We start from the raw sequence: 11,169 nt of genomic DNA, 5'->3' as shown, positions 1-11,169 counted from the left end.
CGACCTTGTCGGCGATCTGGCGGAAACGCGGAAAGTCCAGGGTCTTCGAATACGCGGAGAACCCGGCGATGATCATTTTCGGTTTGTGCTCGACAGCCAGGCGTTCGACTTCGTCGTAGTCGATCAGGCCGGTGGTGGTGTCGATGCCGTACTGCACGGCGTTGTACAGCTTGCCGGAAAAGCTGACTTTGGCGCCGTGGGTCAGGTGGCCGCCGTGGGCCAGGCTCATGCCCAGCACGGTGTCACCGGCCTGCAGCAGTGCCAGATACACCGCGGCGTTGGCCTGGCTGCCGGAGTGCGGTTGCACGTTGGCGTAATCGGCACCGAACAGCTGTTTGGCGCGGTCGATGGCCAGTTGTTCGACCACGTCGACATGCTCGCAGCCACCGTAGTAACGCTTGCCCGGATAGCCCTCAGCGTACTTGTTGGTCAGGCCGCTGCCTTGGGCTTGCATCACCCGCTGGCTGGTGTAGTTCTCCGAGGCGATGAGCTCGATGTGGTGCTCTTGCCGCGCGTCTTCGGCGTTCATCGCCGCCAGCAGTTCATCGTCGTAGCCTTTGATCTGGTCGTGTTTGCTGAACATGGTGCAGTCCTTTTTCGATTCTGGAATGTTGGCGGTGGTCGAAAGGTTTCAGGCGTCGGCCGTTTCGGCGGTCAATCGCTCATAGGCGTCCTGATCCAGCAAGTCGGCCAGCGCCTCGGTGTCGACGGGTTTGAAGCGAAAGAACCAGCCTTCGCCCAACGGGTCTTCGTTGACCATTTCCGGGGTGCTCTCCAGCGTCGTGTTGATCTCGACCACCTCGCCATCCAACGGCATGCCGATACTGCTGGCCGCTTTCACCGATTCCAGCACCGACACCTCGGCGCCCGCATTGAAACTCCCCAGTTCTGGCACCTGCACGAACACCACATCCCCCAGTGCTTGCTGGGCAAACGCAGTGATGCCGACAGTGACCAGGCCATCGCTTTCAAGACGCAACCATTCGTGATCGACGGTGAAACGCAATTTGCTCATATCAACTCCTTCTTGTTTTTGGACGCTCGTTGCGTGGCAGCGAGTGGGCTTGCAGGAGTGATAGCAAGGGTGGTGCCAAAGTAACTTAATCGTTATTAATCAATAGCTTGGGATTTATATGTGGCGTTGATCATCGTTCGCCCGTATTGAAATCAATACAGGCAAGCAAGGCCTTGGACGCAGACGCCGTGATTGCTGGCAGGGAAGGGGTTTGTCTTGATTTCGTGACGCTGTATCGATTTGCAGACGAAGAGCTCAGCTACAACCCAGTCCACTGTGGGAGCTAGCCTGCTAGCGATTGATCGTTCCCACGCTCTGCGTGGGAATGCAGCCCGGGACGCTCTGCGTCCCCTCCAGAGCTGGAACGCGGAGCGTCCCTTGAGGCATTCCCACGCAGAGCGTGGGAACGATCATGCTGAATCCTGAACCCTCCCTGAAGAACCCCGCAATTCCCCCTGCAAACTTTTGCAACAGGTTTACTCTCCAAATACCGGGGCGTAAGCTTCGCGCGTTTTCATCCATAACGGAGACCCACAGTGGGTACTTGTTCGAGTGACAGTAGTCGACCGGTTTCGATAACCGGTACCTTCCCGGCAAGATAACGCACTGACTTTTGTGCCGTTGTCTCGCCGTAAAAGCGAGCAGCGGCATCCCGATCGCGGCCAGTCCTGGTCCGTGTCCCGACGTCCTTCTCATCGACGCTGAACTGTGATGTGCGACCCCGTGTCGTCATCGCGGCGCACCGACACGCCTGCTCGACGGTTTCCCGGCTGACCCTGGGGGAACTGCCATGAACCTGACCCTGCTCAAGGAATTCTTTGCCGGATTCCTGCGCACCCGCCATATCGCCCGACACTTTCGCCGCCTGGCGCTGCTGGAAAACTTCACCGACACCACGGTCAGCCGTGAGGTACCGCCGACCCTGGCGCAAACCCTGGTCAGTGCCGCCAGCAGTGACGCAGGCCCGTTACTCAATACGCTCGAAAGCCACACCGACGGCTTGAGTGAACTTGAAGCCCAGGAACGGCGCGCACAATTCGGTCTCAACGAAGTCGAGCACGAACAGCCGCTGCCGTGGTGGGTGCATCTGTGGCATTGCTACAAAAATCCGTTCAACCTGCTGCTGACCTTGCTCGCGGTCATCTCCTGGCTGACCGAAGACATGAAAGCCGCCATCGTGATTTTTTCCATGGTGGTGCTCTCGACCCTGCTGCGCTTCTGGCAGGAAGCTAAATCCAACCAGGCCGCCGATGCCCTCAAGGCGATGGTCAGCAACACCGCCACGGTGCTGCGCCGCGACGAGGCGCGTCTTGAACTGCCGATCAAGCAATTGGTGCCGGGAGACCTGATCGTGTTGTCGGCCGGTGACATGATCCCCGCCGATTGCCGGGTGCTCAGTGCCAAGGATCTGTTCGTCAGTCAGGCGGCCATGACCGGCGAATCGATGCCGGTGGAAAAATTCCCCCGCCAACAGGGCAGCGACACCCTTAACCCACTGGACCTGGACAACATCCTGTTCATGGGCACCAACGTGGTGTCCGGTACGGCCATGGCGGTCATCGTCACCACCGGCAACAACACCTATTTTGGTGCGCTGGCGCAGCGGGTCGGCGCCACCGATCGCGCGCCGACCTCGTTCCAGAACGGGGTCAACAAAGTCAGCTGGTTGTTGATCCGCTTCATGTTCGTCATGGCGCCGCTGGTGTTGTTCATCAACGGATTCACCAAGGGCGACTGGACGCAAGCGTTGCTGTTCGCGCTGTCGATTGCGGTGGGCCTGACCCCGGAAATGCTGCCAATGATCGTCACCTCGACCCTGGCCAAGGGCGCGGTGTTCCTGTCGCGTAAAAAAGTCATCGTCAAACGCCTCGACGCCATTCAGAACTTCGGCGCCATGGACGTGCTGTGCACCGACAAGACCGGGACGCTCACCCAGGACAGGATCTTCCTGGCACGCAACGTCGACGTCTGGGGCAACGATAGCGATGACGTGCTGGAAATGGCCTACCTCAACAGCTATTACCAGACCGGCTTGAAGAACCTGCTGGATGTGGCGGTACTCGAACACGTGGAAATCCACCGGCAATTAAAGGTCGGCACGGCATTTCGCAAGGTCGACGAGATTCCGTTCGACTTCACGCGCCGACGCATGTCGGTGGTGGTCGCCGAACGTAATCATGCGCATGTGCTGATCTGCAAGGGCGCGGTAGAAGAAGTGCTGGCGGTGTGTTCTCGGGTGCGTCACGGCGAAGTCGATGAGGCGCTCAGCGAGGAGTTGCTGGCACGTATTCGCCAGGTCACTGCCACGTTTAATGCCGAGGGCTTGCGGGTGGTTGCCGTAGCGGCACGGCCGATGATTGAAGGTCGCGACAGCTATAGCCTGGCCGATGAGCAGGAACTCACGCTGATCGGTTATGTGGCGTTTCTTGATCCGCCAAAAGAAAGCACCGCGCCGGCCCTCAAGGCATTGGCGGCCCACGGCGTGGCGGTGAAGGTACTGACCGGCGATAACGAGTTGGTCACCGCGAAGATCTGTCGTGAAGTCGGCCTGCAACAGCAAGGCTTGCTGATGGGCAACGACATCGAACGCATGACCGACGCCGAACTGGCGTTGGCGGTGGAGACCAGCAACGTCTTCGCCAGGCTCACTCCCTCGCATAAAGAACGCATCGTGCGGCTGCTCAAGGGCAACGGACATGTGGTGGGTTTCATGGGCGATGGCATCAACGACGCGCCGGCCCTGCGCACCGCCGACATCGGTATTTCCGTGGACAGTGCCGTGGACATCGCCAAGGAGGCAGCGGACATCATCCTTCTGGAAAAAAGCCTGATGGTGCTGGAGGAGGGGGTGCTGGAAGGTCGGCGCACGTTCGCCAACATGCTCAAGTACATCAAGATGACCGCCAGCTCCAACTTCGGCAACGTGTTCTCGGTGCTGGTGGCCAGCGCCTTCATTCCATTCCTACCGATGCTGCCGATGCATCTGCTGGTGCAGAACCTGCTCTATGACATTTCACAAATCGCCATTCCGTTCGACAACGTCGATGCGGACATGCTGAAAAAACCACAACGCTGGCAGCCGGCGGACGTGGGGCGCTTCATGCTGTTTTTCGGGCCGATCAGCTCGATCTTCGACATCACGACCTTTGCCCTGATGTGGTACGTGTTCGATGCCAACACCCCGGATCACCAGACGCTGTTCCAATCGGGCTGGTTCGTGGTCGGGTTGCTGACCCAGACACTGATCGTGCACATGATCCGCACGCCGAAGGTGCCGTTCCTGCAAAGCCGGGCGGCGATGCCATTGATGGTGATGACCGGGCTCATCATGGCCTTGGGGATCTTCCTGCCGATGGGACCGCTGGCGCACTACTTCAAACTCCAGGCGCTGCCCTCGCTGTATTTCGTATTCCTGCCTATGATTCTGTTGGCGTATATGGGCCTGACCCAGGCGGTGAAAGGGTTTTACATCCGACGGTTCGGCTGGCAATGAATGGTAGGCCGTTTGCACAAGGTATTTAGGAAATGTCCTACAGAAAGGGCAGCAGGTCTTCCGTAGCCTTGCGCCCTCTTTTATCTGACCCGGGGGCCACGATGTCGGAAAAGTCTTTACGCATCCTGATCGCTGATGAACAACACTTTCACCGGCTGAGAATCGAGCGCTGGTTCAATCAGCTCGGTTGTTACGGAATCGCACCGGTACAAAGCCTGGATGAGCTGCTGACCCTGGTGGACTACAGTAGCGAGCCTTTCGACCTGTTGGTCATCAATGCTGCCATGGGGCAGGGCAAACTGGACTTGCTGGATTTCTGCTTCGATCACCGGCAACTGGGTCGCGTGTTGATCTATGACGGTGAGCCGGCGCAAATGTCCCTGATCCCGGCCTGCGGGCAGCAGAAAGTCGAAGTGAGCCATGGCTTGTTGCCTGACCTCGCATCGATCCAGCGCTTGATCGCGAACGTTCATCCCCAGCTACCGTCCGTCGGTACTGTCATTTCTGTCAGGTAGTTCAGCCTGTCGTTCCATGCAATAGTTTTCGCGCAGCTATTGCGTCTAATTCGGGCGTTGCCAAGGAGTTGCCATGAAGTCAGTGCTGGTTGTGGACGATCATCCGGTGATTCGCGGTGCAGTCAAAATCGTCCTCAAGCTGGAGGGGTTCAAACGCATCCACGAAGCCTCCAGCGGCAATGAAGTCTTGCCGATGGTCCGTGAACACAAACCGCATTTGTTGATACTGGACCTGAACATACCCTCGCTTGACGGCCTGGATGTATTGGCGAGGATCAAGGCCGGCGAGGTGCCGTGCCGAGTCGTGATCTTTTCGTCCCAGGAACCGATGTTTTATCAGGAACGTTGCATGCGCGCCGGCGCCGCGGCCTACGTCGCCAAGACCAACGATCTGCAGCATCTGCACAAAGCTGTGCAAGCGGTGATGGCCGGCTATACCTATTTCACCCGATTGCCCACAAGCTCCGTATCGCTGAGTGCGGTGCAACGCAGTGAAAAGCAGATGATCGACAAGCTATCTGACCGCGAACTGACGATTTTCCAGCAACTGGCCAGGGGTTTGAGCAACAAGGCTATCGCCGAAATCATGCATTTGAGCCACAAGACCGTCAGCACCTACAAAACCCGGTTGACAGAAAAACTCAACGTGGAGTCATCGGTGCATTTGAGGGATCTCGCGCGGCGCAACCATTTGATCTGAGAAGTCGCCATCGAACGCTTGCCTGGCTTTATAAAAACATCGCTGCTGGTGCTTTTGCTGTGGGCACCGGGTATCTGGGCCCAGCCACAATCACTGACGTTGCTGGGGCGTTCGAACGTGGAAGGTTACTCCGTCAAATTGTCGCAAGCCGATGCGCGTTGGCTGCAGCAAAAGGGTCGGCTGGTGCTGGCCGTTTCTGCCCCGGATTATCCTCCCTTCGACATCACCACAACGGGGTATGCGCTGGAGGGAATGACGGCCGACTATGCCGGGCTGCTCGAACAGCTGTTACAGGTGAGGATCGACGTTCAACGCTACTCGTCACGAGCCGAGGCCGTTCAGGCGCTCAAGCAAGGGCAGGCCGACTTGCTCGGTACGGCCAACAGTTATGAGGCACAGGATCCGCAGCTGGAGATGTCCAGCGCCTATGCCGTCGATCAACCGGTACTGGTGACCGGCACCGATTCACCTCAAGTGCTGGACCGGGCGTTGACCGGTAAACATCTGGCGATGTTGTATCACTACCTGCCCGAAAATTACGTGCAGCGGTTCTATCCCGAGGCGCGGGTCGAGCTGTTTCCTTCGACGCTTGAGGCGGTAGGTGCCGTGGCTTTCGGTCAGGCGGACGTCTATCTGGGCGATGCGATAAGTGCCCATTACCTGATCAGCAAGAATTACCTCAACAACGTCCAGCTGGCGGATTTTTCTTCCATGGAACCGGGTCGGTTCGCTTTTGCCATAGCCCTGGACAATCGTCGGTTACTGCGCATCGTCAATCAGGCGCTGGCAGCCGTCTCCACCAATGAACAGATCAATATCCTGCGCCGCTGGGGCGGCGGCCGGGCCTTTATTGCCGGCACTGAGCCCTTGCAATTCAGCGTGGCCGAGCAGCGTTGGCTCACGCAGCACCCGCGCTTGAGAGTGGCAATCAATGAAAACCTGATGCCGATTTCCTACTTCGACAGCGAGGGCAAATTTCGCGGTATCGGTGCTGATGTGCTGGCGCAAATCAGCCTGCGTACCGGCTTGAAATTCGACATTCGATCGACAAAATCCGTCGCCCAAATGTACGAGTGGATCAGGTCCGGGCAGGTGGACCTGGTGGCCGGGATCAGCCCCAGTATCGAACGCGAAGCCGAGTTGCAGTTCACTCGCCCGTTTCTTACCAGCCCGAATGTACTGGTGACTCGCACGGAACCGGGCAGCCCCGTGACCCTCGATGACATGTCCGGAAAAACCCTGGCCATCACCCAGGGCAACAGCGCCGGGGAGTTCATCCGTCAGCATTTTCCGCAAATCCGGCTGATCAACGCGCCCTTGACGGCCGATGCCATGGACATGGTCGCCCAGGGCAAGGCGGACGGCGGTATCAACTCGTTGATCGGGGCGCGCTACATGATTTCCCGGCTGTATCGCAATCGTCTGCAAGTGACCAGCACCGTGGGCACCGACCCTGCGCGCAGTACCCTGGCGACCAGTCTGAGCTCGACCGAGCTGCACTCGATCCTGGACAAGGCATTGCTCAGCATCGGCCCCGAAGAAATAGACGAGATGACTCAGTATTGGCGCAATGACCTGATGCTGGAGCCCAGCTACTGGCAGCGTCATCGCCAACAAATCCTTCAGGCCTTTGCCGTGGCGGGCGCCTTGCTGCTGCTCGCATTGGCGTGGATCGTCTGGCAGAGGCGGCAGATTCGCCAGCGCCAGCAGTGGCTCCAGCAATTGCAGGACGCCAAAGACGCGGCCGACGATGCCAACCGGGCGAAGACCACGTTTCTGGCAACCATGAGCCATGAGATTCGCACACCGATGAACGCCCTGATCGGCATGCTGGAGCTTGCGCTGAAACGGGCCGACGAGGGCGTTACCGACCGTGCGGCCATCGAGGTGGCGTCCAATGCCGGGCAACAATTGCTGGGGCTGATCGGCGACATTCTGGACATCGCCCGCATCGAGTCCGGGCATTTGTCGCTGACCCCGGAGCGCACCAACCTGCGGGCGCTGGTGCTGTCGGTGTGCCGGGTGTTTGAAGGGTTGGCGCTGCAGAAAAACCTGCACTGGCAGGTGGAAATCGACCCACACAGTGACTGCGATGTGCTGGTTGACCCCACGCGTTTGAAACAGGTGTTGTCCAATCTGTTGAGCAATGCGATCAAATTCACCCCGCGCGGCAAGGTCAGCCTGCAACTGCGGGTTGTACCGGCGTCGTCCGGACGCCTTATGGTCAGCCTGGGTATCGAAGACAGCGGCATTGGCATCAGCGCATTTGACCAGCAGCGCTTGTTCAGCCCGTTCGTACAGGCCGATAACAATCAGCAGTCAGCTCGCCAGGGCTCCGGCCTGGGGCTGGTGATCAGCCGCACGTTGTGCGAAATGATGGGTGGCCGGTTGCAGCTCGACAGCGCTCTGGGGCGTGGCACACGGGTGGACATCAACCTTGTGCTGGTCGCGTTGCAACCGTTACCCGCAACAGAAATGTCGGCCCCTGAAGTGCCACCTTCGATACGGGGGTTGAGAGTGCTGGTGGTCGATGATTATCCAGCTAATCGCTTGCTGCTCTTGCGGCAGTTGAGCTACCTGGGGCATGAGGTGTTCGAAGCCGAGGATGGCCAGCAAGGTCTTGAACTATGGCGTGAACGCGAATTGGACCTGGTCATCACTGACTGCAACATGCCGCTCGTCAGTGGCTATGAACTGGCCGGCGCGATCCGCGATGAAGAACGGTTTCAGGGCGTGGCGCCGACGTTGATTCTGGGCTTCACCGCCAATGCCCAAGCAGAGGAAAAGGTTCGCTGTATCGAAGCCGGCATGGACGATTGCCTGTTCAAACCTATTCGACTGGCCGAGTTGAGCGCGTGGCTGGCCGCGAGGTTTTTGCACGAATCGGTGGGGCAGAGCGAACCCGAGCCGAGCGTCGAGCTCGATTTGAGCGGGTTGGCGAGCTACGTGGGTTTGGACCATGAGCTGATCGCCGAATTGCTGCGCGATGTGGTGGCGACCAACCGCGATGATCGCGAGCACCTGCTACGGGAGCACGCTAACGGAAATCATCATGGCCTGCAGGACCTGGCGCACCGCATCAAGGGCGGGGCGCAGATGGTCCGCGCCCAGGCGCTGGTGGCGTGTTGCGAACAATTGGAAGGTGCTTGTCGCGCCGGCAACGCTTCACTGATCGACGTTGCCGTCGATCAGTTGCAACAAGCCATGCTGCGTCTGGACCACAGCCTCGGGCGCAGCGGTGGTTAATCCCAGTTGGGTGCGATGCCTTTAGGGCTGGTCAGGCGTTGGCCGCGATCCAGCCCTGCGATCAATGCCATGTCGGCGTCGCTCAGTTTCATGGCGCAGGCCTTGAGGTTGCTGGCGAGGTTGGCGCGTTTGGTCGACGATGGAATCACCGCATAACCCAGTTGCATGGCCCAGGCCAGTGTCACCTGTGCCGGTGTCGCCTGCAGGCGCTCGGCGATTTTTGTGATGACCGGGTCCTTGAGCACTTCGCCGTAGGCCAGTGTCATGTAAGACGTAATCCGGATGCCCTGGCTTTGTGCGAATTCGACGACTTTGCGGTTTTTCAGGAACGGGTGCAGTTCGATCTGGTTGGTGGCGATGTTCTCGGCCCCGACGGCGGCGATGGCTTGTTTCATCAGGTCCACGGTGAAGTTCGACACGCCGATCTGCCGGGTCAGCCCCAGGCGCTTGGCTTCGAGCAGGGCGCCCATGAACTCCTCGACCGGCACCTGATTCTCCGGCGATGGCCAGTGGATCAGGGTCAGGTCCAGGTAGTCGGTCTGCAGTTTTTGCAGGCTTTCTTTCAGGCTCTCGATAAGACGATCCGCGGCGAAGTTGGCGACCCAGATCTTGCTGGTGATAAACAGGTCTTCACGGGCAACTCCGCTGGCGGCGATGGCGGCGCCGACTTCGGCTTCGTTCTCGTAGATTTGCGCGGTATCAATGGCCCGGTAGCCCAGTTCGAGGCCGGTGCTCACCGAGTCGATGACCACCTGGCCTTGCAAGCGAAAAGTACCCAGACCGAAGGCGGGAATAGACATGGAGGACTCCAGAGGTTGCAGTGGGAATGAGCGTGAGTATCCGCGCCTGCATTCGTGGGAAAAACCGCTGGATTGGCAAAGCAATGTTTACCGCAAGTCAAGAATCCCCCAAAGAGATGCCAACAATCATAAAAATTGTGTACGCCACAAACCCCGTAGGAGCGAGGCTTGCCCGCGAAAGCGGCGGGTCAGGCACATTGATGTTGGATGGGCCGACCTCTTCGCGGGCAAGCCACGCTCCCACAGTGGTTGGTGTCGATCATTGAACTTGTGTACGCCACAAACCCCGTAGGAGCGAGCCCGCGAATGCGGTGGGTCAGGCACATTGATGTTGGATGGGCTGATGTCATCGCTAGCAGGCTAGTTGTTGAGGTCTTCCACCATCGTTCTCCAGATAGAACGCTGAGGCTGATTTTTGCGGTCTAGTGCAGCATTGGTCACAGTTTTAAGCTGTATCCATGGCTTCACTCACCTCATCAGGAGACACCATGAAAAAACTCATCGGTATCTACACCAGTCCACGGGCCCATTGGGTCGGCGACGGTTTTCCCGTTCGTACACTGTTTTCCTACGACAACCTGGGCAAACACATCAGCCCGTTCCTGCTGCTCGATCACGCCGGCCCCGCTGAGTTCACCCCCACCACCGAGCGACGTGGCGTTGGTCAGCACCCACATCGCGGCTTCGAAACCGTGACCATCGTTTACAAGGGCGAACTGGAGCACCGCGATTCCACCGGCAGTGGCGGCAAGATCGGCCCCGGTGACGTGCAATGGATGACGGCCGCCTCAGGCATCCTCCATGAGGAGTTTCACTCCGAAGAGTTCGCCAAAAGCGGCGGCACCCTGGAAATGGTGCAGCTGTGGGTCAACCTGCCGGCCAAGGACAAAATGGCCCACGCCGGTTACCAGACGATCCTTGACGGCGACATCCCAAGCATCGCCTTGAGCGGCAACGCTGGCAGCCTTCGATTGATTGCCGGTGAGTTCGACGGTCACACCGGCCCGGCGCGCACTTTTACGCCGATTGATGTCTGGGACCTTCGCCTCAAGGGCGGCAAGTTGCTCACCCTGGATCTGCATGAAGGGCGCAATACCGCACTGGTGGTGCTGCGCGGCACCGTTCAGGTCAATGGCCATGAGCTGGTACGCGAAGGGCAGTTGGCCCTGTTCGAGCGCAACGGCGATCACCTGACGCTGCAAGCCAACGACGACGCAGTGGTGCTGCTGCTCAGCGGCGAACCGATTGACGAGCCGATCGTCGGCCATGGCCCGTTCGTGATGAACACCGAGCAAGAAATCCACCAGGCGTTCGCCGACTTCCAGTCCGGCCGCTTCGGCCAGATGCACGGTTACTGAAGCACTAGCACGCCCACTGTAGGAGCTGCCGAAGGCTGCGAT

7 protein-coding genes and 1 pseudogene are annotated in these 11,169 nt (G+C 59.0%); 5 read left to right on the top strand and 3 right to left on the bottom strand.

The genetic code is table 11. The features are described from left to right. Together glyA and gcvH are read right to left on the bottom strand one after the other, a co-directional pair. A pseudogene (gene glyA / locus ACRESJ_RS29755) lies at positions 1 to 583 on the bottom strand (serine hydroxymethyltransferase); the annotation flags it as partial. A 48-nt stretch (positions 584 to 631) separates the two neighbouring features. Further along, positions 632 to 1,015: a glycine cleavage system protein GcvH gene (gcvH, locus tag ACRESJ_RS29750; RefSeq protein ID WP_431761079.1), complete on the bottom strand. Its 384-nt coding sequence runs from the start codon at positions 1,013 to 1,015 to the stop codon at positions 632 to 634. 790 nt (positions 1,016 to 1,805) lie between these two features. Between gcvH and mgtA the strand changes: the two genes are divergently transcribed. The 4 genes from mgtA (at position 1,806) to ACRESJ_RS29730 (ending at position 8,969) form a co-directional block, all read left to right on the top strand. Then, complete coding sequence (mgtA, locus tag ACRESJ_RS29745) at positions 1,806 to 4,508, top strand: magnesium-translocating P-type ATPase (protein ID WP_431761078.1); 2,703 nt, start codon at positions 1,806 to 1,808, stop codon at positions 4,506 to 4,508. Between the two features lie 101 nt (positions 4,509 to 4,609). Beyond that, positions 4,610 to 5,023, top strand: coding sequence for a response regulator (locus ACRESJ_RS29740; protein ID WP_431761077.1), 414 nt, complete (start codon positions 4,610 to 4,612; stop codon positions 5,021 to 5,023). 73 nt (positions 5,024 to 5,096) lie between these two features. Then, complete coding sequence (locus ACRESJ_RS29735) at positions 5,097 to 5,723, top strand: response regulator (RefSeq protein WP_431761076.1); 627 nt, start codon at positions 5,097 to 5,099, stop codon at positions 5,721 to 5,723. A gap of 30 nt (positions 5,724 to 5,753) precedes the next feature. Then, positions 5,754 to 8,969 carry a transporter substrate-binding domain-containing protein gene (locus ACRESJ_RS29730; RefSeq protein WP_431761080.1) on the top strand — a complete coding sequence of 1,072 codons (3,216 nt, stop codon included), beginning with the start codon at positions 5,754 to 5,756 and terminating at the stop codon, positions 8,967 to 8,969. Here the strand turns inward: ACRESJ_RS29730 and dkgB are convergent. Further along, positions 8,966 to 9,769 (bottom strand): 2,5-didehydrogluconate reductase DkgB, encoded by an 804-nt coding sequence (gene dkgB, locus ACRESJ_RS29725; protein ID WP_431761075.1) that lies wholly within the window; start codon positions 9,767 to 9,769, stop codon positions 8,966 to 8,968. The genes ACRESJ_RS29730 and dkgB overlap by 4 nt on opposite strands. Before the next feature lie 488 nt (positions 9,770 to 10,257). Between dkgB and ACRESJ_RS29720 the strand changes: the two genes are divergently transcribed. Then, on the top strand, positions 10,258 to 11,127 hold the full coding sequence (locus tag ACRESJ_RS29720; RefSeq protein ID WP_431761074.1) for a pirin family protein: 870 nt from the start codon (positions 10,258 to 10,260) through the stop codon (positions 11,125 to 11,127). The last annotated feature ends 42 nt before the right edge of the window (positions 11,128 to 11,169 follow it).

It is taken from the genome of Pseudomonas sp. (genome assembly GCF_050739655.1).
Classification (GTDB): Bacteria; Pseudomonadota; Gammaproteobacteria; order Pseudomonadales; family Pseudomonadaceae; genus Aquipseudomonas.
Note: the sequence above shows the minus strand (reverse complement) of the source record. Positions and strands in the feature narration are given on the sequence as shown.

Excerpts from the sequence above, each read along its gene's own strand:
- ACRESJ_RS29740 (WP_431761077.1), top strand. The coding sequence starts at position 4,610 with ATGTCGGAAAAGTCTTTACGCATCCTGATCGCTGATGAACAACACTTT.
- dkgB (WP_431761075.1), bottom strand. The coding sequence starts at position 9,769 with ATGTCTATTCCCGCCTTCGGTCTGGGTACTTTTCGCTTGCAAGGCCAG.
- ACRESJ_RS29720 (WP_431761074.1), top strand. The coding sequence starts at position 10,258 with ATGAAAAAACTCATCGGTATCTACACCAGTCCACGGGCCCATTGGGTC.
- ACRESJ_RS29735 (WP_431761076.1), top strand. The coding sequence starts at position 5,097 with ATGAAGTCAGTGCTGGTTGTGGACGATCATCCGGTGATTCGCGGTGCA.
- gcvH (WP_431761079.1), bottom strand. The coding sequence starts at position 1,015 with ATGAGCAAATTGCGTTTCACCGTCGATCACGAATGGTTGCGTCTTGAA.
- mgtA (WP_431761078.1), top strand. The coding sequence starts at position 1,806 with ATGAACCTGACCCTGCTCAAGGAATTCTTTGCCGGATTCCTGCGCACC.